General features: G+C 71.5%; 26 protein-coding genes and 1 pseudogene. 11 read left to right on the forward strand and 16 right to left on the reverse strand.

Annotated elements, in window-relative coordinates; translation table 11 throughout:
• Window positions 1-121: 121 nt before the first annotated feature.
• Window positions 122-1,873 (forward strand): serine/threonine-protein kinase, encoded by a 1,752-nt coding sequence (locus ACXNSR_RS03260; RefSeq protein WP_458640618.1) that lies wholly within the window; start codon window positions 122-124, stop codon window positions 1,871-1,873.
• 85 nt (window positions 1,874-1,958) lie between these two features.
• On the opposite strand, the gene ACXNSR_RS03265 is transcribed toward ACXNSR_RS03260, so the two are convergent.
• Window positions 1,959-2,225 (reverse strand): hypothetical protein, encoded by a 267-nt coding sequence (locus ACXNSR_RS03265; RefSeq protein WP_458640619.1) that lies wholly within the window; start codon window positions 2,223-2,225, stop codon window positions 1,959-1,961.
• A gap of 112 nt (window positions 2,226-2,337) precedes the next feature.
• Between ACXNSR_RS03265 and ACXNSR_RS03270 the strand changes: the two genes are divergently transcribed.
• Window positions 2,338-3,255, forward strand: a complete 918-nt coding sequence (locus tag ACXNSR_RS03270; protein WP_458640620.1) for an immunity 49 family protein — start codon at window positions 2,338-2,340, stop codon at window positions 3,253-3,255.
• A 42-nt stretch (window positions 3,256-3,297) separates the two neighbouring features.
• On the opposite strand, the gene ACXNSR_RS03275 is transcribed toward ACXNSR_RS03270, so the two are convergent.
• Window positions 3,298-3,939 carry a GNAT family N-acetyltransferase gene (locus ACXNSR_RS03275; RefSeq protein WP_458640621.1) on the reverse strand — a complete coding sequence of 214 codons (642 nt, stop codon included), beginning with the start codon at window positions 3,937-3,939 and terminating at the stop codon, window positions 3,298-3,300.
• A gap of 387 nt (window positions 3,940-4,326) precedes the next feature.
• On the opposite strand from ACXNSR_RS03275, the gene ACXNSR_RS03280 reads away from it, so the two are divergent.
• From ACXNSR_RS03280 to ACXNSR_RS03290, 3 genes are all read left to right on the forward strand, one after another.
• Window positions 4,327-4,989, forward strand: a complete 663-nt coding sequence (locus ACXNSR_RS03280) for a deoxynucleoside kinase (protein ID WP_458640622.1) — start codon at window positions 4,327-4,329, stop codon at window positions 4,987-4,989.
• A gap of 149 nt (window positions 4,990-5,138) precedes the next feature.
• Window positions 5,139-5,510: a hypothetical protein gene (locus ACXNSR_RS03285; protein ID WP_458640623.1), complete on the forward strand. Its 372-nt coding sequence runs from the start codon at window positions 5,139-5,141 to the stop codon at window positions 5,508-5,510.
• Between the two features lie 104 nt (window positions 5,511-5,614).
• Window positions 5,615-6,598 carry an IS481 family transposase gene (locus ACXNSR_RS03290; protein WP_458640624.1) on the forward strand — a complete coding sequence of 328 codons (984 nt, stop codon included), beginning with the start codon at window positions 5,615-5,617 and terminating at the stop codon, window positions 6,596-6,598.
• Between the two features lie 24 nt (window positions 6,599-6,622).
• On the opposite strand, the gene ACXNSR_RS03295 is transcribed toward ACXNSR_RS03290, so the two are convergent.
• Together ACXNSR_RS03295 and ACXNSR_RS03300 are read right to left on the reverse strand one after the other, a co-directional pair.
• On the reverse strand, window positions 6,623-8,341 hold the full coding sequence (locus ACXNSR_RS03295; protein WP_458640625.1) for a hypothetical protein: 1,719 nt from the start codon (window positions 8,339-8,341) through the stop codon (window positions 6,623-6,625).
• A 50-nt stretch (window positions 8,342-8,391) separates the two neighbouring features.
• Window positions 8,392-8,649, reverse strand: coding sequence for a hypothetical protein (locus ACXNSR_RS03300; RefSeq protein WP_458640626.1), 258 nt, complete (start codon window positions 8,647-8,649; stop codon window positions 8,392-8,394).
• A gap of 200 nt (window positions 8,650-8,849) precedes the next feature.
• On the opposite strand from ACXNSR_RS03300, the gene ACXNSR_RS03305 reads away from it, so the two are divergent.
• A complete protein-coding gene (locus tag ACXNSR_RS03305) occupies window positions 8,850-9,206 on the forward strand; it encodes a hypothetical protein (protein ID WP_458640627.1) in 357 nt (118 codons plus the stop codon).
• Window positions 9,207-9,264: 58 nt separating this feature from the next.
• Here ACXNSR_RS03305 and ACXNSR_RS03310 read toward each other — a convergent pair whose 3' ends face one another.
• The 8 genes from ACXNSR_RS03310 to ACXNSR_RS03345 all read right to left on the reverse strand — a co-directional run bounded on the left by ACXNSR_RS03310 (window position 9,265) and on the right by ACXNSR_RS03345 (window position 14,636).
• Window positions 9,265-9,591 (reverse strand): hypothetical protein, encoded by a 327-nt coding sequence (locus ACXNSR_RS03310; RefSeq protein WP_458640628.1) that lies wholly within the window; start codon window positions 9,589-9,591, stop codon window positions 9,265-9,267.
• A gap of 139 nt (window positions 9,592-9,730) precedes the next feature.
• Window positions 9,731-10,024: a DUF6342 family protein gene (locus ACXNSR_RS03315; protein ID WP_327732956.1), complete on the reverse strand. Its 294-nt coding sequence runs from the start codon at window positions 10,022-10,024 to the stop codon at window positions 9,731-9,733.
• Between the two features lie 235 nt (window positions 10,025-10,259).
• On the reverse strand, window positions 10,260-11,204 hold the full coding sequence (locus ACXNSR_RS03320; protein WP_458640629.1) for a nucleoside hydrolase: 945 nt from the start codon (window positions 11,202-11,204) through the stop codon (window positions 10,260-10,262).
• Window positions 11,205-11,351: 147 nt separating this feature from the next.
• The gene (locus tag ACXNSR_RS03325) at window positions 11,352-12,695 is read right to left on the reverse strand and encodes an MFS transporter (protein ID WP_458640630.1); all 1,344 of its coding nucleotides are present in this window, start codon (window positions 12,693-12,695) and stop codon (window positions 11,352-11,354) included.
• Complete coding sequence (locus tag ACXNSR_RS03330) at window positions 12,692-13,339, reverse strand: helix-turn-helix domain-containing protein (protein WP_458640631.1); 648 nt, start codon at window positions 13,337-13,339, stop codon at window positions 12,692-12,694. Before ACXNSR_RS03330 ends, ACXNSR_RS03325 begins: the two co-directional genes overlap by 4 nt.
• 148 nt (window positions 13,340-13,487) lie before the next feature.
• Window positions 13,488-13,811, reverse strand: coding sequence for a hypothetical protein (locus ACXNSR_RS03335; RefSeq protein WP_458640632.1), 324 nt, complete (start codon window positions 13,809-13,811; stop codon window positions 13,488-13,490).
• Between the two features lie 245 nt (window positions 13,812-14,056).
• Complete coding sequence (locus ACXNSR_RS03340; protein WP_458640633.1) at window positions 14,057-14,353, reverse strand: hypothetical protein; 297 nt, start codon at window positions 14,351-14,353, stop codon at window positions 14,057-14,059.
• Window positions 14,346-14,636: a hypothetical protein gene (locus tag ACXNSR_RS03345; RefSeq protein WP_458640634.1), complete on the reverse strand. Its 291-nt coding sequence runs from the start codon at window positions 14,634-14,636 to the stop codon at window positions 14,346-14,348. The genes ACXNSR_RS03340 and ACXNSR_RS03345 overlap by 8 nt, the downstream gene beginning before the upstream one ends.
• 265 nt (window positions 14,637-14,901) lie before the next feature.
• On the opposite strand from ACXNSR_RS03345, the gene ACXNSR_RS03350 reads away from it, so the two are divergent.
• Window positions 14,902-15,507, forward strand: coding sequence for a hypothetical protein (locus ACXNSR_RS03350; RefSeq protein ID WP_458640635.1), 606 nt, complete (start codon window positions 14,902-14,904; stop codon window positions 15,505-15,507).
• A gap of 19 nt (window positions 15,508-15,526) precedes the next feature.
• On the opposite strand, the gene ACXNSR_RS03355 is transcribed toward ACXNSR_RS03350, so the two are convergent.
• From ACXNSR_RS03355 to ACXNSR_RS03370, 4 genes and pseudogenes are all read right to left on the reverse strand, one after another.
• Window positions 15,527-16,150, reverse strand: a complete 624-nt coding sequence (locus ACXNSR_RS03355; RefSeq protein WP_458640636.1) for an ABC transporter permease — start codon at window positions 16,148-16,150, stop codon at window positions 15,527-15,529.
• A gap of 72 nt (window positions 16,151-16,222) precedes the next feature.
• The gene (locus ACXNSR_RS03360) at window positions 16,223-17,707 is read right to left on the reverse strand and encodes an MFS transporter (RefSeq protein WP_458640637.1); all 1,485 of its coding nucleotides are present in this window, start codon (window positions 17,705-17,707) and stop codon (window positions 16,223-16,225) included.
• Window positions 17,708-17,891: 184 nt separating this feature from the next.
• The gene (locus tag ACXNSR_RS03365; RefSeq protein WP_458643550.1) at window positions 17,892-18,470 is read right to left on the reverse strand and encodes an RlpA-like double-psi beta-barrel domain-containing protein; all 579 of its coding nucleotides are present in this window, start codon (window positions 18,468-18,470) and stop codon (window positions 17,892-17,894) included.
• A gap of 99 nt (window positions 18,471-18,569) precedes the next feature.
• Window positions 18,570-18,821, reverse strand: a pseudogene (locus ACXNSR_RS03370) (hypothetical protein); the annotation flags it as partial.
• A 788-nt stretch (window positions 18,822-19,609) separates the two neighbouring features.
• Between ACXNSR_RS03370 and ACXNSR_RS03375 the strand changes: the two are divergent.
• The 4 genes from ACXNSR_RS03375 (at window position 19,610) to xdhC (ending at window position 26,181) form a co-directional block, all read left to right on the forward strand.
• Window positions 19,610-20,860 (forward strand): esterase/lipase family protein, encoded by a 1,251-nt coding sequence (locus tag ACXNSR_RS03375; RefSeq protein ID WP_458640638.1) that lies wholly within the window; start codon window positions 19,610-19,612, stop codon window positions 20,858-20,860.
• A gap of 470 nt (window positions 20,861-21,330) precedes the next feature.
• On the forward strand, window positions 21,331-22,806 hold the full coding sequence (locus tag ACXNSR_RS03380) for a xanthine dehydrogenase small subunit (RefSeq protein WP_458640639.1): 1,476 nt from the start codon (window positions 21,331-21,333) through the stop codon (window positions 22,804-22,806).
• Window positions 22,803-25,217, forward strand: coding sequence for a xanthine dehydrogenase molybdopterin binding subunit (gene xdhB / locus ACXNSR_RS03385; protein WP_458640640.1), 2,415 nt, complete (start codon window positions 22,803-22,805; stop codon window positions 25,215-25,217). The genes ACXNSR_RS03380 and xdhB overlap by 4 nt, the downstream gene beginning before the upstream one ends.
• A gap of 1 nt (window position 25,218) precedes the next feature.
• Entirely contained in the window at window positions 25,219-26,181 is a 963-nt protein-coding gene (xdhC, locus tag ACXNSR_RS03390; protein WP_458640641.1) for a xanthine dehydrogenase accessory protein XdhC, read from the forward strand.
• Window positions 26,182-26,393: the final 212 nt, after the last annotated feature.

The following is a 26,393-nucleotide window of genomic DNA, read 5'->3' on the forward strand; positions in this document are numbered from 1 at the left end:
GCCGTCAACTCCCTGAGCCGGCCCGTCGGTCCGGGGCGGGGCCGCCCCGGCATTGGGTACCCTCACGGTTGACTTCGTGGCACCGGCAGGTGCTGGATCGCCGCATTCGGAAATGGGTCCCATGGGCAGCGCACCTTCCGCCGACTTCTTCCAGCCGCTCACGGCGGACGACCCGGCCGTCGTGGGCGGCTACCGCTTGGCGGCGGTGCTGGGCTCGGGCGGCATGGGCAAGGTCTACCTCTCCTACACACCGGGCGGCCGGCCCATCGCCATCAAGGTGATCCGGCCCGAGTTCAGCGAGGACCCCGAGTTCCGGCGGCGCTTCCAGCAGGAGGTGCGGGCCGCGGAGCGGGTCCAGGGCCTCTACACCGCCCCGGTCATCGACTCGGACACCGACGGCGCCCAGCCCTGGCTGGCCACCGCCTACGTACCGGGCCCCTCGCTCGCCCACGCCGTGGCCCGGCACGGCGCGCTGCCTGTGCGCAGCGTGCTGCTGCTGACCGTCGGGGTCGCCGAGGCGCTGCACGTCATCCACGGCGCGGGCATCGTCCACCGGGATCTGAAGCCCGCGAACGTGCTGCTCGCCTCCGACGGGCCGCGCGTCATCGACTTCGGCATCGCCCGGGCGGCCGACTCCACCGCCCTGACGAGTACCGGCGTCAGCGTCGGCACGCCGGCGTTCATGGCACCCGAACAGGCCTCGGCCGGCACGGTCACCCCCGCCACCGACGTCTTCGCCCTGGGGCACATCGCGGCCTTCACCGCGATCGGGGCGTCCGTCTTCGGCGACGGGCCCTCGCACGCGGTGCTCTACCGGATCGTGCACGAGGACCCCGACCTCAGCGCCCTGCCCGAGCAGCTGCGGCCGGTGGTGACCCGCTGCCTCAGCCGCGACCCGGCCGACCGGCCGAGCCTTGCCGAGGTCATCGAGCTGTGCAACGCGGCTTCGGAGACCCCGCTGCGGCAGGGCGAGGACTGGCTGCCGCACGCCGTCGCCGGTTCCCTCACCGAGCGGCTCCGGCTGCCCGCTCCGGCTCCGGCTCCGATCCCGGTTCCGACCGAGGTCTCGCCGCGGCCCCAGGACCCGGCCCCGGCCGCGCCCGGCCACCCACCGACCGAGGTGGCGGCCGCCGCGCCGACGCAGACGGCCCCGGCCCCGGGTCCCGTGCCGCCGGGTTACCGGACACCGCCCCCGTACCCGCAGCCCTCGTACCCGCAGCCCTCGTACCCCCCGGGCCACAGCACGCCTGCGCCGTTCCACGCCCGGGCGTTCGTTCCCGGTCCGCCCGGCCCACCCGGTCCACCGCGTCCCGGGCGGACGGGGCTGATCGTGGCCGGGGCGGTCGCGGCGGCGGTCATCGGGCTCGTGGTCCTCGGATCCCTGCTGCCCGACGGCTCCGACAAGGGCGGCGGCGACCGGGCGGCGGGCGCTTCGCAGAAGCAGCCCGACCCACAGCCGGTCTCGTACCAGGGCATCGAGGTACCCCAGAACCACCAGTTGATGTTCGCCGACAACCCGCCGCGCCCCGCCGAGGAACCGACCGGCGCCGGGGTGCTCTACGGACACGCGGACCTCTTCTACTTCCGGGACACCCTGTTCGGGGACGAGAAGTTCGGTACCACGAACGGCAAGCTCGTCCTGCTGAACAACTCCGAGAAGGGCTCCCTGGAGACCTGCCGCGCGGTGACCCGCTTCACCGAGAAGATCGGCCTCGACCAGCTCACCGACGGCTCGCAGGTCTGCCTGCTCAGCAAGGCCGGCCACATCACGCTGGCGACCTTCCGCGGCAGGTCGGGCGTGAAGGAGGAGACCAGGTTCATCACCGTCGACCTGACGGTATGGCGCAACGCCGGGGCCGCGGCGAAGGACTAGGTCGTCTCTTTCGGATCTTGCCGCGCGCCGCCGCGGGCCCGGCAAGATCCGAAAGAGACGGCCCAGGGCCGCATCGGGCGACGCGTCACGCCGTCCGGCGTTTCCTCAGCTCGGCGAGCCACGTACGCAGCTGCTCGTCGTCGTGCAGGAAGGCCCCGCCCGCGTCCGCGGGAAGGTCGATTCCGTGCAGGAGGCTCAGCGCCCACCAGGAGGTGTCGTCCCACTCGAGCCCGTCGTCGGCCACCCACCGCGCGGCCCAGCGGTCGGCCTCGTCCCTGGTCAGACGGCCCTCCACGAGCGCGACGAAATGCTCTTCGATCTGCTCGGGCGTCGGCCGGCGGTCGGCATCCATGTCCTGACCGTACATGCAGGTCGGACGTTGGCCGACGGATCGGAGAGGATGGCTCCTCGAAGATCGGCGACGGGGGCGGCAGGAACTCCGCCGGCTCTGTCCGACAGCAAGGATGGCAACCGTGCGGGACATAACGCGTCATGGGATCGGCGACGAGCGGATGCGCCGCGCCCTGGAGGACATCGGCGGGCGGACCTTCGGCCGCTGGCACAGACTGCGTTACGACAGCCTGTCCATCAAGGGGATCCAGGAGATGGGCGACGAGCTCCTGGACCACGTCGGCGCCCTCACCCTCCAGGATCCGCAGTTGGAGGGTGCGCCGGGCCGACTGGCGCTGCGTACGGCGGCGGAGTGCGCGCTCGGTGTGCTGACGCTCGGAACGTGCCCCCACGGGGACTTCGAGGTCTTCTTCCCCCTCGTCGACGAGGAGCTGAGCAGTGATGACTTCGCCTTCGGCGACGCGGTCGACCAGGCGCCCACGGCGCAGGTCTGGGTGGACGCCTTCGCGCTGAGCGTGATCACCGGTCTCGTCCGGGAACAGGCCCGGGTGATCGGTCCCCTGCTGAAGAAGGACTACGCCCCGATGTTCCACTCGGGACTGCCGCACTCGCCCCTGAGCTCGGTCTCCGACCCGGCCGAGCTCGCCGAGATGGACGCGCTCTGCGCCTACCTCCACCTGGTGGAGAGGCCCCGGTCGCCGTGGGTCGCCTCCGAGGTCCCGCCCCTGCGGAAGCCGGACGCGCAGGAGCGCTCCGCGGCCGCCGCGCGGCTCGACGAGGCGGGCACGCCGACCGCCGACCAGCGGCTGCTGCGCGTACTCCTCGACGACGACCAGCCCGCGTTCGAGCGGGCCCTGACCGGCCGCCTCCTGGAACACCGCGACGGAGCCGGTCCGGATGCCGCGCCGAGGACGCTGCTGCCCGTCACGGCCATCGCCCTGGCAGCCCTCGCCGTACAGGCCCACGGCTGGGAGCTGAACGTGCGCTCCGGCTACCTGCCTGCGCACCTGCTGGACGCCCCGAGCCGGTAGGGAAGGGCCCGTACGCATCCGGCCCCGCTCGAACCGCTGCCGTCAGCGGCTGCTCTCGGCCGCCACGGCGGCCGGGAGTACCGCGGGGCGGTCGAGGAACGCGAGCACGGCGCGCTTCTCCGGGAGGTACACCTCGGGCAGGTCGATCTCCGGGAGGGTGATCTCGCCCTGCCGGACGAAGCCGAGCCGGTTCAGCAGGGCGACCGCCTTGGCGTTGGAGGCGTCGGGTTCGGCCACCGCGCGCAGGACGGCCGGGTCGCGGAAGGTGAACCGGATGAGGGAGCCGATCAGGGTCCTGCTGAATCCCGGCCGGGGCCGGCCGGTGATCGGGGCCAGCATCAGGTGGACGCCGATGTCGCCCTCCCGCACCGCGTAGCACTCGCTGACCCGGTCCTCGGTGGGCTCGTACGTCTGGAAGAGGGCCACGGGCTCGTCGTCGAGCCGGACCATGAACGCGTGGTGCGTGTCGCGGCGGTCCACGTCCTCGTAGATCTCCTGGACCAGTTCCCGGCTGGCGCCGTTCATGCCCCAGAACTGCGCGCGCTCCTCCACGACCCAGGAGTGCAGCACGGCGGAGTCCGCGGCGGGGTCGACGGGGGTGAAACGGACCGTGCCGAAGCCTTCGACGGTCTCGGTCAGGACGTCCGCGCGCGGGGAGACGAGGGAGGTGGACTCGGGTCTCATACGGTTCCGTTTCTGCTCGGTGGGCAAGGGTCGGCGAGGGGGCGGGAGGCGCTCGCGCGGCCCGGAAATTAGGGTGCCCTAACTATAGACATCTCCAGAAAGGGCTCCGGAGGGGGGCGGCGCCCTGGCCGATGGGAGGCTGATCATCACTTAAGATTCAAGGCGGCCGTTGGGCTGCGGCTCGTCGCTCCGCGCGGCGGCTGCGGAACGGTCGGGCCGACCGGTCGAGGAGACCAGCCTGAGTCAGGGTCCTGGTCCGGACGGCGACCACATGACGCTGATCATGAAGATCCCGGGGAATCGCGAGACCGCCGGCGTGCGTCTCAGTGGTGTGGGGCGCACGGCCCACCCGCCCACGAACAGAAGACCCCCAGGGAGAAGTGAGGTATGCCAGTGATCTGCGTCGGAGGCATGATCGGCATCGGCAAGACGAGTGTGGCCGAGCTGCTCGCCAAGGAACTGGGCAGCGACGTCTTCTACGAGAGCGTGGACGACAACCCGATCCTTCCGCTCTTCTACACGGCGAGCCCCGAAGAGATCCAGGCGAAGCGCTACCCCTTCCTGCTGCAGCTCTACTTCCTCCAGACGCGGTTCGCCTCGATCAAGGAGGCGTACAAGCAGGGGGACAACGTCCTCGACCGGTCCATCTACGAGGACTGGTACTTCGCCAAGGTCAATCACGACCTGGGCCGGATCAGCTCCCTCGAGATGCAGGTGTACGAGGGCCTGCTCGGCGAGATGATGCGCGAGATCGACGGCCTGCCGTACCGCAAGGCACCCGACCTCATGGTCTACCTCAAGGCCGACTTCGAGACGGTGCTGCACCGCATCGGGCTGCGGGGCCGCGGTTTCGAGCAGGACGAGAGCCTCGTCGAGTACTACCGGACGCTGTGGTCCGGCTACGACGACTGGGTGCACAAGCACTACTCGGCCAGCGAGGTCCTCGTCATCGACATGAACCACACGGACGTCGTGAACAGGCCCGAGGACGCGGCCCGCGTGGTGCAGGAAGTCAAGGACACCCTGGCGAAGGTCGCGCACCGGCGCTGAGCCCGCCGTGGCACGGGGCTGCGCTGTTCGAGCGCGCCCGCTGCCTCCAAGTGCTTGCCGGGACGGTCGAACTCGTCGACGATGCTTCCGAGCCACGGCCTTCCGGATCCCACCGGGCCCGGCCGGGGCAGGGGAGAACAGGGGAAACCGTGACAACGAACAGCAATCCGAAGAAGCGCCCGATGGCCGCGGCGGCGCTCGTCCCGCTCTTCGTGCTCGCCGGCCTGCTGCTGGGCCCCGCGGGAACCGCCTCGGCGGCCGCTCCGGCGGTCCGGCAGGCTCCCGCCGCCGCGTCGCTCCAGCAGGGCGGCCTCCGGGCCGGCGGTGGCGTGGCAACCGCTCTCCAGGCACCGATGTCGTCCCAGGTCCGGGCGACCACCGGAAGCAAGAAGGGCAAGAAGAGCAAGAAGAAGAAGAAGAGCGGGCTGTTCAAGAAGCTCCTGATCGTCGTGGTCGTCGTCGCCCTGCTGCTCGTCGTCCTGTACGTGGTCCGCCGGGCCCTGCGCCGCAGGTCCGCCTAGGTGTATTGACCCGTAGCGTTGTTAACGGGTCCAGGTCTTGATCATGGCGAAGACCTCCGGTGTGGTGGAGGTGTCTAGGCTCCACACCACACACGGAGGTCTTCGTGTCCCACCGTAATGCCCGGCTGACCGTGCACGGAAGGCGGATCCTGGTCGAACGTGTCCTGTCCGGGCGTCCGGTCGCGCACGTGGCGGCCGAGATGGGTATATCCAGGCCCACGGCCCACAAGTGGGTCCGCCGCTGGCGGGCCGAGGGCGAGCCCGGACTGCACGACCGTTCCAGCCGGCCCGGCCGCACCCCGCACCGCACTCCCGCAGCGGCCGAGGCCGAGGTCTGCCGCCTGCGGACCGAACGGAAACTCGGCCCGGCCCGCATCGGCCCGATCCTTGGCCTTCCCGCGTCGACCGTGCACAGGATCCTGGTCCGTCACGGCCTGAACCGGCTGTCCTGGCTGGACCGGCCCACCGGCGAACCGGTCCGCCGCTACGAACGGGCCCGGCCCGGCGAGCTGGTCCACGTCGACATCAAGAAGCTGGGCAACATCCCCGACGGCGGCGGCTGGCGAACGGTCGGCCGCACGGCCGGCGACCACAACCGGCAGGCCACCACCACCCAGCGCAGAAGCAGCACCCCCGTGATCGGCTACAGCTACGTCGACTCGGCCGTCGACGACCACTCCCGCCTCGCCTACAGCGAAGTCCTCACCGACGAGCGCAAGGAGACCGCCGCCGGCTTCTGGCAGCGCGCGAACGCCTTCTTCGCGGCCCACGGGATCACCGTCGAACGCGTCCTGACCGACAACGGCTCCTGCTACAAGTCGAAACTGTTCACCCAAGCCCTGACCACGGCCGGCATCGCCCACAAGAAGATCCGCCCGTACCGGCCCCAGACCAACGGCAAGGTCGAACGCTTCAACCGCACCCTCCTGGACGAATGGGCCTACCTGCGGCCCTACACCTCCAACCAGGAACGGACAGCAGCCCTGGCAGACTTCCTCCACACCTACAACCACCACCGCTGCCACACCGCACTCGACGGACACCCGCCCATCAGCCGAATCAACAACGCTACGGGTCAATACACCTAGGCCGTGTAAGGGCCGCGGGGGGCGCTACGGAAGCGCGAGCACCCCGTCGATCCGTGCGCGGACGCCCTCGTCCTGGAGGACCCCCCGGTAGTCCCAGTACTCCGAGTGCCGGCGGTCCGCTGCCCGCAGTGCCGTGAGTGCTTCCCGGACCGGTGGAGCGAGACGTCCGTGGCGGGCGAGCGCGTCGAGGGCCGTGGTCAACAGCCAGCGCCACTGCCCGTCGGCGGCGTACGCCAGCACCGTCGCCTCGGCCTCCGCCGGTTCCGGCAGCGGCGGTTCCCACGGCCGCGGGTACGGCGCGGGCTCCTCGCCGGGCAGCAGCGGGTTCTGCCCCCAGGCGTGGAGCACCTCGCGCAGGTCCTGGACCAGCCACCCCGCGCGGGAGACCTCGTCCCGAAGGGCTTCCCGTACGGCGGGCAGAAGCACTCCGGCGTGTGCGCGCAGCGGCCGCAGGACGTCGGCGACGTCCGGCCGCCGCGGCTCGCCAGGGATGAAGGCGCGGCCCTGTACGTCGCGGTAGGGCGCGACGAGCCGGTCGACGAGACCGGGCAGGGCGCGCGGGTCCCCGATCCGGGTCAGGGCCCACCGGGCGTGGTCACCGACGGTGCCCTCGAGGTTCTTCGATTCCGCGGGGTCGTCGAGGAGTGCGGCGAGCCGGTCGGCGTGCGGGGCCGCCCTGTGGCCGAGCACCGCCGTCAGATGCGTGGCCCGGTAGCGCACGTCGTCGTCCGGGTCGGCCAGCAGCCCGGTCGCCAGCGGCAGCACGGCCGCTGCGACGGAGGGCCGGGCCAGCAGCAGTCGCCACGCCTGGTCCAGCGCGCAGCGGCGCAGCTCCGCGTCGCCGATCCGGCTCCCGGCCTCGGCCAGCGCCGTCACGAACGAGGTCGCCACCGTCACGTCGGTCTCCAGCAGGTCCACGACCCAGGCCACGACGTCGTTGCGCTCGTAAGGGACTTCGCAGTCCAGGGCGTACCAGACCTCCCCGAACTCCGGGGCGAGGAGGGGATCGGTGAGGATCTCCAACAGCATGGGGTAGGCACGCTGTGCCGCCTGCGGATCCAGCGGTGCCGCGGCGATCACGGCCGCCACCCGCAGCACCGGGTCCTCGCCATGGAGGAGCCCGTCCAGTACGGCCCGTACCTCGGCGCCCTTCGACTCCGTGGAGTCCTCGTCCGCCGCGGCCCGGCCCAGGGCCAGCAACAGGGCCACTTGGACCGAGAGGTCCGTCTCCTCGTACCACCGCTCCAGCAGGGGCCCGGTCCGGTCGGCGATGAGGCGCAGCGCGGCCCGCCGCACCCCGGGATCCCCGTCGTCGAACAGCCTGCGGATGCGGGGCCACTGCTCCCACCAGGCCGCCGCCCGCGCGGAGTCGGCTTCCCCGGCCTCGCCGTCGCGGTCGCCGTCGCAGGCCAGGTGAGTCAGCAGATCGACCAGATCCGGCCGTACGACCGTTTCCGGGTCGAGGGCGAGATCCACCAGGAACGGCAGCGCGGCCGTGCCCACTTCGGTGAACCGCCCAGGGGCCAGCAGGAGATCCTGCAGATCGCCGTACGCCCGTTCCACGGCCTCCGGCCCGGTGGTGGCGTCCGCCCGGGCGATCCGGCGCAGCGCCTCCGGCACGTCGGTGGCCGGACGATCGGGCCCCACCCCCTCCAGCGCCCGCCAGTCCACCACGTCCAGCGCCTCCCACATGTCCCCCGCCTCGCTCCCGAACACCCGTCTCCCGTCCGGGAATCCTGCCATCACGGGAGGCGGGTGAGGGTGGTTCCGGCGGGCCCAGGCCGCGCCGCGCGTCAGTTGTCGCCGGGGCCGGGCAGCCGACGGAGTTCGAGCAGGGCCACCGAGATCTTCACTGCGGTGGAAATCGTCAGGGCCTGGAGGAACGGCATACCCGTCAGCCACAGGGCCACCATCATGACCGTGAGCACCAGGAAAGCCGGAAGCAGATTGGTCCGCCTGATCGCGGTCCGCAGGTGTCCGGCTCGGCTCGGATGCTGATCCAGCGCATCGATCGGGCGCGCCTCGACGCCCTCCTCTTTGGCATGCGGCATTGGCTCGTGCCCTTCCTCGTCTCCTCGTTCTCGTATCCGGGCACGAGCCTCGGGTCCGCCCGGGCGGACTGCCACTGCTGCCACCCGCCCCGCCGCCATCCGACGTACAGGTTCACCTCACCGGCCCAGATCCGCGGCGCGCTGCGGGCCGGCCGAGGCCTTGGTGAGGAGCCGGTACGAGCCGGGTAGCCTTGGGGATCATGATCGCGAATCAGTGCCGTGCGACGACGAAACGGGGCGGACGGTGCCAGGTCCAGGCGCGCCCGTCGGGTCTGTGCCACACGCACGATCCGGTGGTGCGGTGCCGGGTGCTGAACGCCAGGGGAAAGCCCTGCACGATCGCGACGGGTGGCGGTCCGTGCGACCGGCACCGGGGACAGCAACAGGCCTCCGTCGAAGCGGCGCTGGCCCTGGTCACGCTCTACGAGTCGGCCGGAGCCGACCCCCTCTTCGCCGTCGCGGAACCCTCCTCGCCTCGCGGGACAGCGAACGCCGGAGAGCCGGTGCGCGCTCAGCTGTCGCAGGCGTTCGTGGCCCGCACCATCAACCTCGGCTGATCCGCGCCGCCATCCTCTCCGCTCAGGACGTCACGTCCGGATTCGTTCCGACGGCGAGTCAGGCTCCGACGCTGTCGGCGAGGAGCGTGACCGGAGGACGTCGGCGAGCTGCCGGCCCGGCCGCGCGGCGATCGGGTTCGGGTGCCTGCTGTGTGCTCGCGGTTCGCCGCGACGGCCCGCACTGCTTCGCCCGGCGGGGCGGCAACCCGGCCGACGGCAGGTGCTCGCGCGCGGGCTTGGCCGGCTCGGCGTAGAAGCTGCGGTCCTGGGCCTTGAGGACCTGGGCACGAACGGCCGGCAGTCCGGTGCGGGCCTCGGGCCGGTCCTGGACGGGGCCGGTGGTCCGGACGCGGGCGGCCGCCTCGGGGGCCAGGAACGCGTACACGTACGGGGCGGCTGCCCGTCAGCCCCGGGCGGAAGGGCGGTGCCACGATGACCGACCACAGCGTGAGGATTGCCAGGGGGCGGGAAGGGCTTGCCCCGCCCCCTGGGTCATCGGTCGAGCCTGGATGCCTCGACGCTGCCTAGTACGACAGGTCCTTCTGCTCGGTGATCAGGCGACCGGCGATGTGCAGGTTGCCGTCGGAGTCGAGTACCGCGATGACCTTCTTCGTGGAGCCGTGGTGGGTCGTGAAGTAGATCTTGTCCGCCTCCTGTGAGGTGGAGTAGTTCGTGTTCACCGAAAGCTCGATGCTCACCGGAGAGCTGATGAGCACGTCCTTCGAGGTCGGGGTGATCTGGTTCTGGCGCAGTTTGATACGGCCGTGGTTGTCGCCCTCGTCCCAGTCCGACGCCACTCCGAGATCGATCTCAGCCATGAGGTTTCCCCTCCAGTTCCGGCGGGCCGTTTCCTCCTGGCGGGCTCCGACCGCGTCGTTCAGTACACGAAGCCCGACAAGACGCGCCCACTCCCGAGTGAAAGAACTTCCTCGGTCGGATGACATATGACATCACCCGAACCGAGGAGGAGCCTACGCAGCCACGTCACCCGGCGAGGGCAGATTCCGAAACTGTTCACTTCGTATTAAAAACTGACCATTATGGTCAAGTCGATCACCGGATCCCCGCGCCGAGGGCCGCGACGGCGGCGACCATCCGGTCCCAGAACGGGCCGGTCTCCAGGGTCACGGCCACGCGCGCGTTGTCCGGGCGGCCCGTGGAGCGGTGCAGGTCCACCACGGTGGCGCCGCGCGTGTACCGACCGTGCAGCTCCACGGCGACGTGGGCGTCCACGCAGTGCACCAGCCCGGGATCGATGACCCGGGCCACCGCCACGGGGTCGTGCAGCGGTGGACTGGGGAACCCCCACAGCTCGCGGTACGTGGACCCGAAGAAGGTCAGCAGGTCGGCGCAGATCCGCCCGAGGGGCGTACCCAGGGCCGTGAACCGGGCCACCACCTCGGGCGTGGCCAGTGCCTGGTGCGTGACGTTGAGCCCGCACATGGTGACCGGCACCCCCGAGCGGAAGACGATGTCGGCGGCCTCCGGATCGGTGAGGACGTTGAACTCGGCGGCCGGGGTCCGGTTGCCCCGCTCCGTCGAGCCGCCCATCAGGACGATCTCGCGGATGCGGGAGGCGTCCTCGGGGTACCGCATCAGCAGCAGGGCGATGTTGGTCAGCGGCGCGGTCGGGACGAGGGTGACCGGTTCGGGATGCCCGGTCAGCAGCCGGTGGATGAGGTCCACGGCGTGTTCCGGGACCACGTCCACCGTGGGTTCCGGGAACATCGGCCCGTCCAGTCCGCTGACCCCGTGCACGTCGGCGGCCACGCCGAGCGGCTGGACGAGCGGCCGGTCGCAGCCGGCCGCGAGGGGGACGTCCGTGATCCCCGCGACCGTGCAGACCCGCCGGGCGTTGAGGGTGGTCTTGTCGAGGGTCTGGTTGCCCGCGACCGTGGTGATGGCCAGCAGGTCCACCGCCGGGTCCCCGGCGGCCAGCATGATGGCGAGGGCGTCGTCATGTCCGGGATCGCAGTCGATGATGATCGGGACGGGCACGTCACTCCTGGCGCTGCGGGGCGTGGAACTCCAGTGTGCCGCCGGTCCGGTGCCCCCACCACACCGCCTCGCCCGGACAGCGGGCGCAACACCCCTCGCACCCTCGGCCCCCACGGTTCCGCGAACGCCGGCGCGGGCACGGGCGGGTCACCGGTCAGCCTCGCCCCGGGTGGCCGCGAGCGGCTGAGGCGGCGTCGGCTCCGGAGCCGACGGTGCGGGACCGCTGCGGCGGAGCCACAGGAGGGATCCCGCCAGCAGTACGGCGCCTCCCAGGAGCCAGGGCACCGGGCCCGGCCGGAGGGCTCCGACGACCAGTCCGGTGAGCGCTCCCACCAGTTGCAGGGCGAGGGACTGGACGGACAGCGCGGTGGCCCGGCCCGCACTGGTGACGCGGCGGTGCAGGATGTCGTTCTGGTTCGGTCCCGCCGCGCCGAGTCCGAGGTAGACCAGGCCGTAGCCGACGACCGAGAGCGCCAGGGCGCCCGTGCCGGTGGACGCCGCGGTGGCGGCGAGCAGAAGCAGCCCGCCCGCGCCGGCGCCGAGGCTCACCATGACCGCGCGCTCGCCGCTGCCCGCCGTCCGGGCGGCCAGCGGAGCGAGCCGACTGCCGACGGCGGAGCAGACGAATCCGGCGCACGCCAGTCCGGCGAAGAGCACCGCTCCCGACTCCGACGCGCCGGCGTGGGCCGCAGCGCGTCCCGGCATGAGCAGTTCGATCACGACCAGCGCACTGCCGGCCGCACCCGCGCCGAGGAACACCCGGCGGACCGGCGCGTCCCGACCGCCCAGGCGCAGTCCGCCCGCGACCGTGGCCGGGATGCCTCGCAGTACGTCACCCGGGGAAGCCGCCGGCCGGGGCGGCTCGGGCAGCGAGGTCAGGACGTACAGCACGAAGGCGATCTCGACCGCCGCGCCCAGCAACAGCGGTACGGAAAGGGGCACTACCAGCCCGGACGAGGCTTCGCTCAGCCGGGCGCCGAGGTCGGGACCGACTCCGAGCAGCCAGGGGAGGGCGCCGCCGAGCAGGGTTCCCGCGGCGAGCGCGGCGGAGGTGGCGGAGGAGCCGCCGGCCAGGCCGGGGCGCAGATCTGCGTCGGGCCCGGAGTCCGCGTGGACGGTGTCGACGTACCAGGCTTCGGCCGGACCGCTGGACAGGGCACGGCCCGCGCCCATCAGCACCATGCCCAGGGCGAGCAACCAGGGGGCGGAGCCCAGTCCGACGAGGGCAAGGGCGGTCATGTTCAGCAGGCCCGCGGCCACCAGGACGGCGCGCCGTCCCAGGACGTCGGCCAGTCCTCCGGTGGGCAGTTCGAGTGCCGCGGCCGTCAGCGAGTGCGCGGCGAACAGGCCCGAGATCGCCGCCATGGTCATGCCGCGCTGGGTGAGCAGCAGGATCAGGGGGGCGAGGCTGAGGCCCAGCGGCAGCCAGAAGAGCGCGCAGACCGTGATGTAGCGGCGGCGTGCGGTGGGCAGGTCGAGCGGCCCGGTCATGGGGCGACCTCGGCGTCCGTCGCCGTCGGGCCGCAGCGGTCCGGCTCCGCGCCGGGGCCGCGCGGCGCGCGGGGCAGCCCTGCCGTGAGGAGTACGACCTGCGCCGCGCGGGGATCCCCGGCGTCGCGGGCGGTCAGTTCCTCGAGCTTCAGGGAGAACGCCTCCCAGAGTTCGGTGAGGGATTCGGGTGTCAGACGGGGCATCAGGTCGCTGATCCCGGAAGGCCCCGCCCACTCCCGTGGCAGGCGTCCGTCGGCGACATCGGCCTCGTGCCCGACGAGAGAGGCCTCCAAGTGCTCGATCTGGGCCCTGCGGGAGAGGCTGAGCAGGGCGCGGGTGTCCGGTGAGGATTCCGCCATCGACCTGTTGCTCCAGGCCGTCACGGCGTGCACCGCCCGCCAGCGCCGCTCCCGGCCGTCCCGGTGCTCGGCCTCGGCAACGAACGCGTATTTCGCCAGGACGCGCAGGTGATAGCTGGTGGAAGCGGACGACTCCCCGGTCCTGACTCCGAGCTCGCTCGCGGTCGCCGGGCCGTCCTGCCGCAGCAGCCCGAGCAGCCGGATGCGCAGCGGGTGGGTGAGGGCCTTCAGGGCTGCGGCGTCCTGCTCGGGATCGAGTACGCGTCTCTGCTCTTCGCTGACCATCCGGGGAGGCTAGAGCCCGCCGGAGGCTTTCCAAAAGTACTTTTGCAGAAGTTCTTTGGGGAAATGGCCGGATCCGTGGGATCCGCTTCGGGGCACGGGAGCGGGCCGCCGCCACGCCACCTGGGAGGCAACGGCCCGCGACCGGGAACTACTTGCTGATGATCTCGCCGGTCCACTGACCGGCGGCACGCTGCATCAGGGCCTCGTTGCTCAGGATCTGGGTCCCGGGTACGGCCGCCATGCCGATGTCACCGGCCGGCGCCGCGCCGTTGTGGGAACCGACGGTGTTGTCGTGGCCGGCGTTGAAGACGTCGTCGCCGGCCACCTGGCTCAGGTCGCCGAAGACGATCGAGTACGTGTTGCTGACCGGTGCGTAGACGGTGAAGGCGTCGTCGGCGGAGGCGGCGGACGCGCCCGCCAGGAGAACGCCACCGGCGGCGAGAGCGGTCAGGGCGCAACGGATCGATCGCACGAGTACTGCCTTTCGTGGAGGGGTGGTCGAGCAGTGCGAAGGTAGGCCGCTCCACGCGGCGAGACCCCGTACCGGCCGCCGCACGGCCCGAGTCCATCCGTACGGCGCAGCAGACGGGGCCTCGGGGGGCTCGTACTCGGCGCGGACGAGTGCTCCGTGTCCGTGGACGCCGTTGTCGACGGATCCCGTCCGACCTGCTGAACCGGCGGCCCGCGGGCGCTCCCGCCCTTCCGGACTCCGGGGGTTCAGTACAGCAGGACGCGGGTCACGATCACCCGCGGCGGGACCGCGTCCTTGGCGATCACGTACTCGATGATGCCCAGCGCCCCGTCCTCACCGAGCGGCAGGAGTCGGCACTCCGGCCAGTCCTGCGCCGCCGTGCTTCCGTCGACGAGTCCTCGGGTCTCGCCGATCTCCACCATCGCGGCCACGATCGGGCCCATCGCCCAGGGCGGCAGCGTCGGGTCGGTCATGAAGGCGGTGACGTCCTCGGACAGTACGCACGGCAAGCCTTCGGAGCCGTCGTCGAAGGCCTCACTCAACGGGCAGTCCCGCCGCCCGTCGCCGGTCGAGCATGTCCTGGACGGCGACCGTCGGCATCGTTCCCGCGAGTGCGGACTCGACCCGGCGCCGCCTGCCCGCTTCGGATTCGAGCATCGCGCGGCCCCACCAGCGCAGCAGCACGCCCTTCGCCTCTTCCGGCCGGGCGGCGAGGAGTTCGGCGTAGAACTCCTTCGCGGCCTCCGGCGGCAGCGCGTGGGCGATGCCCCTCGCATTGCGCGGGACTCGCTCCGGCTCGTGCCGGTGAATCGGCTGTGCGGTCATCGCCCGCCCCTTTCCCTCTGCTCAGAGTCTGCCCTGCCGACGCCCTCGCGGTCGACCGTCCGGGCGGCGGAGGACGCGGCACGGAGCCGGCGCTTCGCTCCCCGGGCCCCCGGTGCGCCGACCAGGCGTCGCATCGCGGCCGTTCGTCCGCGGAAACCGGTGCGGAGGTCGAGTCCGGCGTACGGTCGACCGACCGGCCGAGCCTCACCGGGCGGGGCCGGTTCTCCTCTCCTCCTCGACGTCCGAACCGAACGGGAGCCCGCCGATGCGCCTCTACGCACAGACTCCAGCACGTCGGAACCGCCAGATCCTCGCGGACCTGATCGCCGTGGTCCTGATCGCCGCGGCCGTGTGGTTCGCCCTGGCCGTCCGCGACGCCATCATGCTGCTGGCCGAGCCGGGGCGGCGGGTCGAGAGCTCCGGCGACAGCCTCGCCGCCCAGCTCGACAACGCGGGCGACGCGGCCTCGAACGTGCCGTTCGTGGGCGACCTCCTGAAGAAGCCGCTCCAGTCCGCCGCCGACGCCAGTACCGGGATCGCCGACGCCGGACAGTCGCTCCAGGACGCCGTCGGTCAGGTGGCCGACCTGACCACGCTGGCCCTGATCGTGGTCCCGGTGGCCGTCGTGCTCCTGTTGTGGCTCCCCGCGCGCCTGCGCTGGATCCGGCGCAGCATCGTCATCCGGCGCCTCCTCGACGCCCCCGGCGGCGCCGACCTGCTCGCCCTGCGCGCCCTCACCGGCCGGCTGGGCGACCTGGCGGCGCTCCCCACACCTGCGGGCGGTCTGGCCGACGCTTGGCGGCGCGGGGACCAGCACGTCATCGCCGGCCTCTCCGAGATCGCGCTCAGGCGGGCCGGCTTGCGGCCCTGACGGGTGACGGGGCCGGGCGTCAGGCGCGGTGCTGTCCCGGGAGGGAGCGGAGGCGGCGGTGTTCGAGGACTGCGGCAAGTACGTAGGCCCCGCCGCCCGCGACGGCCAGGACCCAGTAGAGGCCGGATGTGCCGAGCGAGAGGGCCGCGGTGGAGGTCAGGGCGAGCCAGATGCCGAGGCCGTAGTGCAGCAGGTTGCGGCGTACGGCGCCCTCGGCGAGGTAGAGCAGGCCGACGATCAGACCGGAACCGGCGGGCCAGAGGACGGACTGCAGTTCCGGCTGGTCGAGCGCGGATGTGAGGCCGGTGATGGCGAGGAACAGGGCGGTGAAGGCGGCGATCCAGGCGGCGCCGAGCAGCTTGCCGGAGAGGATCTCCTGTGGGGTGGCTCCGCGTTGTGCCCGCAGGGCGGCGGTCGTGCTCAGGACGATCCCGGCCGCGAGCCCGCCTCCGAGGAGCGTCATGGGCAGCGGGCCGGGCAGGTCGAGCATGGGGGACGCGCCCCGGGAGACCGCGGCGGCGCCGTGGCCGAGGACGTAGGCGAGGCCGAAGCAGAGGTAGGCCGCGCGGTTGTCGACCTCGCGCGGGAGACCGGTGGGGTGGGCATGGGTGCCGGGCGGCGGAACGGTTGCGGAGCTGGACAAGGTGGATACCTCCATATGGAACGGTGGGGCGGACGGGACGAGACCGACCGGCCCGTCGGGTCCGAATCCGAATCAGGTGGCCGGTGCGCGATCGGGTGCCCGGTCCTGCTGCGGTGGTACGCGGCGGGTGCGGCGTGCGCGCCGGGACGCGCAGGTGAGCAGCGGCACGGCGAGGAGTGCGGTGGCGGCCAGGATCGTGGCGGAGACGGTGAAGGCGGCCCGGTATCCGGCGGTGAGGGCTTCCAGTGGTGGCCGGCCGGTGGGGGCGTGGGCGGTGACGGAGCCGGCCAGGGTGGCCAGGGCGGCGAGCCCGATGGCGCCGCCGACCTGCCGGGTGGTGTTCACCAGCCCGCCGGCGAGTCCCGCGTCCTGCCGGGGTACGCCGTCCACGGCGAGCGCGGTGAGCTGGACGAAGGCGATGCTCAGGCCGAGTCCGACCAGGACGCTCGGCCCGAGGACGTCGACGAGGTAGGTGCCGTCCGCCCGCATCCACGACAGCCACAGCAACCCGGCCGCCTCGGTCAGCAGGCCCGCGATGAGGGTTGCCGTGGCGCCGATGCGGCCCGAGATGCGCGGTGCCACGACGGCGCCGAGCATGTTCGCCATCGCGAGCGGGAGTTGGCCCGCCCCGGTGGCCAGCGGGCTCATGCCGAGGACCTGTTGCTGGTAGAGCGGCAGGAAGAAGAACAGGGCGATCCAGACGGACCCCAGCAGCGCCATCAGCACATTGCCCGCGGCGACCCGGCCGGTCGTGAACAGCCTGGGCGGGATCAGGGCGTCGGGTCGGCGGCGTTCGACGAGGGCGAAGAGTGCGAGCAGTACGACGGCCCCCAGGAGGGCGGTCAGCACCCCGGCGTCCGTCCAGCCGGTGGCGCGTGCGGTGGTCAGCGCCCAGACCAGGCAGGTCAGGGCGAGGGTGACGGTCGCGGTACCCAGCAGGTCGAACCGCCCGGATCCGCGGTCGGCGGCCCGGGGAACGAGCGTCGCCACGGCGAGGAGGACCAGCACCGTCCCGAGCGCCACGGAGTGGAAGACCCAGGGCCAGCCCCACGCCTGGGTGAGCACACCGCCCAGCAGCACGCCGCCCGCTCCCCCGGCGCCGGAGACCGCGCCCCATACGCCCAGGGCTCGGCCCCGGCCGGGGCCGGGAGGGAACAGGTTCATCGCGAGGGCGAGCGCGGCGGGGGCGACGGCTGCGGCACCCACGCCCTGCACGGCACGGGCGGTGATCAGTACACCGGCGGAGGTGGCCAGCCCCGCCGCCAGCGAGGCCCCCGCGAACACCGCGAGGCCGGCGAGCAGCACCCGGCGGCGACCGAGCAGATCGCCTGCCCGGCCCCCGGCGAGCAACAGCGCGCCGAAGGCCAGGCCGTAGGCGTTGACCACCCAGGTGGTCCCGCCGTCCGACAGGCCCACTCCGGAACGGATCTGCGGGAGCGCCACGTTCACGATCGAGGTGGCCAGCATCACGGTGAACTGCGCTGCGGCCAGGGCCGCGAGTGCGGTCCCCTGGCGGGGTGGGGCGGTGGGCCCGCCCTTCGTACGTCCGAGGTTCATGGCGCACAGACTCGATGCGGACGGTGTCCACTCTCCATGCCCGGCGGGGGCGATGACGGTTCAGTCCTGTCCGCCGCTGTCCACTCGGCGGGCGGAATCCCGCGTCGCCGGGCCGACACTACGGCGGGGACGGCATGCACCGTGCCCCGCCGTAGCCTCCGTGGCCCGAACGGGCTCCGGTCGCTCAGCCCACGCGTTCGATGCGTGCCCGCCGGATCAGGTTCTTGCCCGGCTCACGCACCTTCTCGAACGCCGCATTGTTCAACAGCACACAACTACCCGACGGACCGTTCACCGCCACCGTCGTCGACTGACCATTGTCCAAATTGGTCACCTTCAGCTTCGTCCCCACCGGGAACGTCCCACTGCTCGCCGCCGGCGCACCACCCTCACCCGACAACGTCACCGTCGACCCCGGACACACCACCTCACCCGTCGCCGCCGGCACCTGCGCACCCCCCGGAGGGGCCGCCGAAGCAGCAGGAGCAGCAGGTGCCGCCGGAGCCGCCGCAGCACCCCCACCATCCACCCGCTCGATCCGCGCCCGCCGGATCAGATTCTTGCCCGGCTCACGCACCTTCTCGAACGCCGCGTTGTTCAACAGCACACAACTACCCGACGGACCGTTCACCGCCACCGTCGTCGACTGACCATTGTCCAAATTGGTCACCTTCAGCTTCGTCCCCACCGGGAACGTCCCACTGCTCGCCGCCGGCGCACCACCCTCACCCGACAACGTCACCGTCGACCCCGGACACACCACCTCACCCGTCGCCGCCGGCACCTGCGCACCCCCCGGAGGGGCCGCCGAAGCAGCAGGAGCAGCAGGTGCCGCCGGAGCCGCCGCGGCACCCCCACCATCCACCCGCTCGATCCGCGCCCGCCGGATCAGATTCTTGCCCGGCTCACGCACCTTCTCGAACGCCGCATTGTTCAACAGCACACAACTACCCGACGGACCGTTCACCGCCACCGTCGTCGACTGACCATTGTCCAGATTCGTCACCTTCAGCTTCGTCCCCACCGGGAACGTCCCACTGCTCGCCGCCGGCGCACCACCCTCACCCGACAACGTCACCGTCGACCCCTTGCACACGACGTCGGGTTCGGCGGCATTGCCGATCGCCATGGTGGCGGTGACCCCGCCGATCACCAGGGTTCCCGCGACGGCGGAGAACACGAACTTCTTCTTGAGACTCATGGTCCGTTTCCGGGACACGTGACACTCCTCGATCCGATGGACGTTGCCCCCCCTGACGTCCTGCATACGGCGGACTTCCCTGCCGAGTTCAGACCTGTTGCCTTTTTACGAATCGGGCCGTGAGGAGGTTTGGAGCGGTGCGCAGCGGCCCGCCACGGGGCGCACGGATCAGGGGAATCCGTTCAAAAGTGCAGGTCAGAACACCAATGCCGATGGGCGTCGACGAAAGCGCGGCACTCGTACCGCAGCTCTTGACCGACACGGGGCGAGGGGGCCAAAAGGCACCTTTAAGGTTCGGTTGATCCGCCCTTAACACTTCCCCGGAGCTGCGGCCGCCGGCGTCGGCGGCGCCGGCCGACGGGGCCCGTACGGGGTGTGCGCGTCCTGCGGGCCGTATCGGAGCAGCATCATCGTTTCTTCCCTTCCGCCCCTGTGGCCTGCACCGGAGGCACGTTCCACGTACGAGTGACTTGGTTGGGATTCGGTGGTTTTGGGACATCGGCTTCGGGATCATGATTCCCGCTCTGCATATGACGGTGGCATCAGGCCTTCGCCGTGCGCAGGACGCCCCCGGTGCCGGGGGCAGGCGGTACCGCACACCGGACGCAGGGTCGTGCCGTCGGTTCCGGGTCCGTGCCGCCAGTCGCGGCCCCACCGGTGCCGCGGCTCGGCCGCACCACGAATCAGAGGAGCCGGACCACATGTCCATGCCTGTTGTGAGCATCTGGGACAACACCGTCCCGGGCGCCCAGCCCCACCACCCCCGGGCGTCCGCGTGGGACGACGTCTGGCCCCTCACGGGGGGAACGGCCTGGGTGTTCTTCAGCAGCCCGGACCAGACCCGGGTCAAGAAGCCGGTCATCCTCTCCGACGGCTTCTCCTCCGGGAAGAGCGATCCCGACGCCCTGTGGAACGGCCTGGAGAACGGCGAGTACCCCTTCATCTCCAAGCTTCGGGAGGCCGGCTTCGACCTGGTGCTCCTGGGCTTCGACGAGCGGTCCGCGTCGATCATCGACAACGCCGACGTGGCGATCCAGTGCATCGAGAAGACGATCGCCGAACGCGACGGGTCCGCCAGGCTGACGGTCGGCGGATTCAGCATGGGCGGGCTGGTCACCCGATACGCCCTCGCCAAGATGCACCACGACGGCGATGACCACGAGACCGCCACCTACCTCTCCTACGACACCCCGCACAGCGGTGCCTGGCTGCCCATCTCGGTACAGGCGTTCGCGCACTTCGTGAAGGACAACTGGGGCGACCTCCCCGGATTCGGCGAGCTCCTCGGCAGTTTCTCGCGGATGGTCAACAGCCCGGCCGCCCGGCAGCTGCTGCGCTGGCACATCGCGACCGTCTCCGCGGAGGCCCGCCAGGACAGGGCCCGCACGGACTTCCTCGCGGAACTGGAGCGGGTGGGCAGCTGGCCCCCCGGCGTGCGACGGCTCGGGGTCGCCAACGGCACGGGCACCGGTGCCGGGAACAACATCCCGGCCGGCGTGACGGCGATGCGCACCACCGGCGCGGAGCTGACGGGGACCCGCCTGGACACGCAGGACACGGGCGAGCAGGTCGTCGCCGTCCTGAAGAAGACCGGGGCCGCCGGGATCCAGGTCACCACCAGCGGTCTGCCCGACATCGACGGCGCTCCGGGCGGCCTGTTCCCCGAAGCCCTGAACCTGCCGGGCCGGCCCGCCAACTTCGGAACCGCCGCCATGCTGGCCGGACTCCTCGAAGGCGAGCCGGCGGAACTCACCTACAACGCGACCACGTTCGTTCCGAGCGTCAGCGCCGTCGCGGCCGGCGAGATCGACGACCTCGACATGCTCCACAGCAAGATCGACCCTGCCGACAGCGAGCTCGACCACTTCATGTGCGCGAGCGACAACCAGGGACACACGGTGATGACCCTGGAACTCGGCGAGTGGATCATGGAGAAGCTCCAGAACCCCTGACCTGCGGCCGGTGGGTGCGCCGGGTGCGGATGCCCCGGCGCACCTCTGCCGGCCGGGCCTGCCGGCCCTCCGCCGCAGCCCGGCCCCGCCCCGGCCGTTCGGCGGACCCGTACGGCGCCTCCGCACGGCGGCTTGACCGATGGACCTGCGGCAACGTAACTTCGAGCGGACCGGACCGTGAGCTGATGGAAGGAGGCGGAGTCGGATGTCGATCATCTCCGAACTGCACCGCCCCGCCCACCAGATCGCCTGGACTCCGGGTCTCGTAGCACACGGCTGCTGAACAGCCCTCTTCTCCGGCGTGCCCTTCTGTGGCCCCGGCATCTTTCGATTTCACACACCGCCTGCGGCACGTCGTCGCGTGCCGAGTCGCGCTCCGGATTCTCCCGGGTTGCGCCAGCGAAATAGAAAGCCCCTGAAATGGCTACTAGCATAATCAGCTCGACCATGCACCGAAATGAGGATGTGCCATGGTAGCGGCGCGGATCACGGTCAACGGGAAAGAAACACCGCTTTCACCGGCTGCACCGCACACCACGGTGCTGGATCTCCTGCGCGAGCGCGGCCTCACCGGTACGAAGGAGGGCTGCGCCGAGGGCGAGTGCGGCGCCTGTTCGGTCCTGGTGGCCCGTCCCGGCGTGGACAAGCCCACCGACTGGGTGGCGGTCAACGCCTGTCTGGTGCCGGCCGCGGCACTCGACGGCCAGGAGGTCATCACCTCCGAGGGTCTCGCCACGGTCGGCGAACCCGGCACGCCGCCCACGCTGCACCCCGTGCAGCAGGAGATGGCGGTCCGCGGCGGTTCCCAATGCGGTTACTGCACACCGGGGTTCATCTGCAGCATGGCCTCCGAGTACTACCGGCCCGACCGCTGCGCGCACGCGGAGGAGGCCGACGGCGGCGACGCCCACGCCGACGCCGAGCACGGTCCCAACGGCTTCGACCTGCACTCGCTGAGCGGAAACCTGTGCCGCTGCACCGGTTACCGTCCGATCCGCGATGCCGCCTTCGCCGTCGGGGCGCCCGCCGAGGACGACCCGCTGGCGCAGCGTCGCGAGCAGTCCCCGCCCGAACCCGCCGCCACCGCCTACACCCAGGACGGCAGCACGTTCCTGCGGCCGGGCACCCTCGCCGAAGCGCTGCGGCTGCTGCGCGAGCGGCCCGAGGCCGTGGTGGTCGCCGGCAGCACCGACTGGGGCGTGGAGGTCAACATCCGCTCCCGTCGGGCGAGTTGCGTGGTCGCCGTAGACCGGTTGCCCGAACTCCGTTCGCTGGAGGTGGAGTCCGGCCACATCGAGATCGGGGCCGCACAGACGCTCACCGAGATCGAGCGCCGTCTCGACGGAAGCGTCCCGCTGCTGGCGGAGCTGTTCCCGCAGTTCGCCTCGCGCCTCATCCGCAACAGCGCCACCCTCGGCGGCAACCTGGGTACCGGCTCCCCCATCGGTGACAGCCCGCCGGTACTGCTCGCCCTGGAGGCGTCCCTGGTGCTCGCCGATGCCGACGGCGAGCGCGAGGTCCCGCTGGCCGAGTACTTCACCGGCTACCGGCAGAGCGTGCGCCGTCCCGGCGAGCTGATCCGCGCGGTGCGCATCCCGCTGCCGCTGTCGCCGGTCACGGCCTTCCACAAGATCGCCAAGCGGCGCTTCGACGACATCTCCAGCGTCGCGATCGCCTTCGCCCTCGACATCGAGGACGGGATCGTCCGCAAGGCACGCATCGGCCTGGGCGGCGTGGCCGCCACCCCGATCCGTGCCCTGAGCACCGAGGCCGCCCTGGAAGGCAGGGCATGGACCGCGGAGACCGCCCGGGACGCGGCCCGGGTGCTGCGGGGCGAGGGCACGCCGATGAGCGACCACCGCGCCAGTTCCGTCTACCGTTCCGCCATGCTCGGCCAGAGCCTGCTGAAGCTGCACGCGCAAACCACCGAGGCGGTGTCTTCATGAGTCATTTGTCCGAGCGTCCCGAGAAGCCTGTGGTCGGCGTCTCCATGCCGCACGAGAGTGCCGTGCTGCACGTCACCGGCACCGCGCTCTACACCGATGACCTGGTGTACCGCACCAAGGACACGCTGCACGCCTACCCGGTCCAGGTCATGAAGACCCGGGGCCGGATCACCGCGCTGCGGACCGGGCCGGCACTCGCCGTGCCGGGCGTGGTGCGCGTGCTGACCGTCGCCGACGTACCCGGCGTCAACGACGCGGGCATGAAGCACGACGAGCCCCTGTTCCCCGACGAGGTGATGTTCCACGGTCACGCGGTCGCCTGGGTGCTCGGCGAGACCCTGGAGGCGGCCCGGCTCGGCGCGGCGGCCGTCGAGGTGGAACTCGACGAACTGCCCTCCGTCATCACGCTGAAGGAAGCGATCGCGGCCGAGAGCTTCCACGGTGCCCGGCCCGTGATGGTGACCGGTGACGTCGACGCCGGCTTCGCCGACTCGGTGCACGTGTTCACCGGCGAGTTCCAGTTCTCCGACCAGGAGCACTTCTACCTGGAGACGCACGCCGCGCTGGCCTACATCGACGAGGCCGAGCAGGTGTTCATCCAGAGCAGCACCCAGCACCCCTCGGAGACCCAGGAGATCGTCGCGCACGTCCTCGGTCTGCACAGCCACGAGGTGACCGTGCAGTGCCTGCGGATGGGCGGTGGCTTCGGCGGCAAGGAGATGCAGCCGCACGGCTTCGCGGCCATCGCCGCGCTCGGCGCCAAGCTGACCGGCCGGCCGGTCCGGGTGCGGCTCAACCGCACCCAGGACCTGACGATGTCCGGCAAGCGGCACGGGTTCCACGCCGACTGGAAGATCGGCTTCGACGCCGACGGCCGCATCCAGGCGCTGGATGCCACGCTGACCGCGGACGGCGGCTGGAGCCTGGACCTGTCGGAGCCGGTCTGCGCCCGCGCGCTGTGCCACATCGACAACACGTACTGGATTCCCAACGCGCGCGTCGCCGGTCGCATCGCCAAGACCAACAAGGTCTCCAACACGGCCTTCCGCGGCTTCGGCGGACCGCAGGGCATGCTGGTGATCGAGGACATCCTGGGCCGGGTCGCGCCGCTGCTCGGCCTGGACCCGATGGAGCTGCGGAAGCGCAACTTCTACCAGCCGGGTCTCGGTCAGGCGACCCCGTACGGCCAGCCGGTCCCGCAGGCGGAACGTATCGCCGGAGTCTGGCAGCAGGTCGAGGAGAACGGCGGTGTCGCCGACCGCAAGCGCGAGATCGCCGCCTTCAACGCCGCGCACCCGCACACCAAGCGGGCGCTCGCGATCACCGGCATCAAGTTCGGCATCTCGTTCAACCTCACTGCCTTCAACCAGGCCGGCGCGCTGGTGCTGATCTACAAGGACGGCTCCGTCCTGATCAACCACGGTGGCACCGAGATGGGCCAGGGCCTGCACACCAAGATGCTGCAGGTGGCCGCGACCACGCTGGGCATCCCGCTGCACAAGGTGCGGCTGGCCCCCACGCGTACCGACAAGGTGCCCAACACCTCGGCCACTGCCGCCAGTTCCGGGGCGGACCTCAACGGCGGTGCGGTGAAGAACGCCTGCGAGCAGTTGCGCGAGCGGCTGCTGCAGGTGGCCGCCAGCCAGCTGGGGTCGAACGCCTCCGACGTGCGCATCGTCGATGGTGTCGCCCGCACCCTGGGCAGCGACAAGGAACTGGCCTGGGACGACCTGGTGCACACCGCGTACTTCCAGCGCGTTCAGCTGTCGGCGTCGGGCTACTACCGGACCGAGGGGCTGCACTGGGACGCGAAGGCCTTCCGGGGCTCGCCGTTCAAGTACTTCTCCTACGGCGCCGCCGCGGCCGAGGTGGAGGTGGACGGCTTCACCGGTGCCTACCGCATCCGCCGGGTGGACATCGTGCACGACGTCGGCGACAGCCTGTCCCCGATGATCGACATCGGTCAGGTCGAGGGCGGTTTCGTGCAGGGCGCGGGCTGGCTGACGCTCGAGGACATGCGCTGGGACACCAGTGACGGGCCGAACCGCGGCCGGCTGCTGACCCAGGCCGCGAGCACGTACAAGCTGCCGAGCTTCTCGGAGATGCCCGCCGAGTTCAACGTCACGCTGATGGAGAACGCCACCGAAGAGGGCGCGGTGTACGGCTCCAAGGCGGTCGGTGAGCCTCCGCTGATGCTGGCGTTCTGCGTGCGCGAAGCGCTGCGGCAGGCCGCTGCGGCGTTCGGGCCCGCCGGGGTCAGTGTGGAGCTCGCGGCCCCCGCGACCCCGGAGGCGGTCTACTGGGCGATCGAGGCGGCCCGCGAGAAGAACGCCGACGTCCCGGGCGGCGACGGCCATTCGCTGGGCGGCAGCGGGATCCGTACCGACACAAGCGCTTTGAGCAATGCCTGACATGACCTGGATCGCCGCGGTCACGCGGTTGCGAGCACGCCGGGAGCCCGGCGTGCTCGTGACCGTCGCGACCGTGCGCGGCCACGCGCCCCGTGGGGCCGGTGCCAAACTCGTCGTGGGACAGACCGAGACCTGGGGGTCGATCGGGGGCGGCAACATCGAGGCCGTCGCCATCGACCGGGCCCGCCAGCTGAACGTCGAGCCCGATCCGCAGCCGGAACTGATGGAGTTCGCCCTCAACGACAAGGTCGTCGGACCCCACGGCGTGCAGTGCTGCGGCGGCGCCGTCAGCCTGCTCCTCGAACCACTGCCGGTGGTTCAGGCAGTGGCCGTCTTCGGCGTCGGGCACGTCGGACTGGAGCTGGCCCGCATCCTGGCCCGCCACAACCTCGATCTGCACCTGATCGACACCCGCTCCGACATGCTCACCGAGGAGCGGCTCGGGGTGCTCTCGGATGCGGTGGCGCAGATCCACGTCCACCACACGCCGCTGCTTCCGGAGGAGGTGCTCGCCGAGCTGCCGCCCGGCGCGCACGTCCTGATCATGACCCACGATCACGCCGAGGACGCGGCGCTGTGCGACGCCGCCTTGCGCACCGCCGGTCTCGGCTCGATCGGGCTGATCGGCTCGGCGGCGAAATGGGTGCGGTTCCGCAAGCGCCTGGCCACCGAGGGCGGTCACGACGCCGCCACCATCGACCGGATCAAGACGCCGATCGGAATGACGGAGATCACCGGTAAGGAACCCGCCACGATCGCGGTGAGCGTCGCGGCGGACCTGCTCCGGACCTTCGAACAGGACCGCCCCGGGGCGGTACCGGACACGGTCGCCGAGGTCCCGACGGCCCCCGCGGTCCGCGAGGCGGTCCCCAGGGTCCGTGAGGTCCCGAAGGCCCCAGCGGCCCCTGCGGTCCGCGAGGTCCCCGGGGTCCCCGGGGTCCGCGTGCGCTCCGGTATCCGCTAGGACGTTCTTTCGGACCATGCCCGGCCCGGCCCGGTGCGAAAGAAGCGGCCCGGTGAGCGAAACCCGGTTCGCCGGTGCGACCAACGGGCGCGGACCGTCGTCTTCTGGGGTGACGGTCCGCACCGAGGGGGAGTTTTGCATCAGCGTTCAGGTCGTGTACTCGTGATGACTGCCGCCGCGTTGGCCTGCCTGGCCGGGTGCGGCGGCGGTGC

It is taken from the genome of Streptomyces sp. NC-S4, from assembly GCF_054353315.1.